Consider the following 388-nt stretch of genomic DNA (forward strand, 5'->3'; position numbering starts at 1 on the left):
CTGTTGGGGTGATGAGGCCATTGGCATTTGCATCGATCAGCGCTTGTTCTGCCGCAGCGTATGCTGCTTCTGCTGCCTCTACTGCTGCTTCGGCATCTGCCAATACTTGTTCGTACTCATCTGCTACGCCATCTTCGTTTTCATCATTTACTGTTGGTAAGGTGATGTCGACTAGATCATCTAAGCGTGCATCCAGTGCGTCTTTGTCTGCTCCTTCTGGAAGTGCATCAACTTTCGCTTGTGCATCTTCTTTAGCAGCAAGTGCATCATCACGTGCTTGAGTCAATGCAGTAAGTTCTGTTGGGGTGATTAAACCATCTGATTCGGCATCTGCTAGTGCTTGCTCTGCCTCTGCATATGCTGCTTCAGCCGCCTCTACTGCCTCTGT

1 protein-coding gene is annotated in these 388 nt (G+C 49.5%); it reads right to left on the bottom strand.

Annotation, left to right across the window (positions count from 1 at the left end; translation table 11 throughout):
- The coding region (locus AC1M9J_RS14815; protein WP_481952575.1) for a GA-like domain-containing protein at nucleotides 1-388 on the bottom strand (388 nt) is incomplete at both ends.

The sequence above is a fragment of the Acinetobacter sp. ANC_7588 genome (assembly GCF_056783995.1).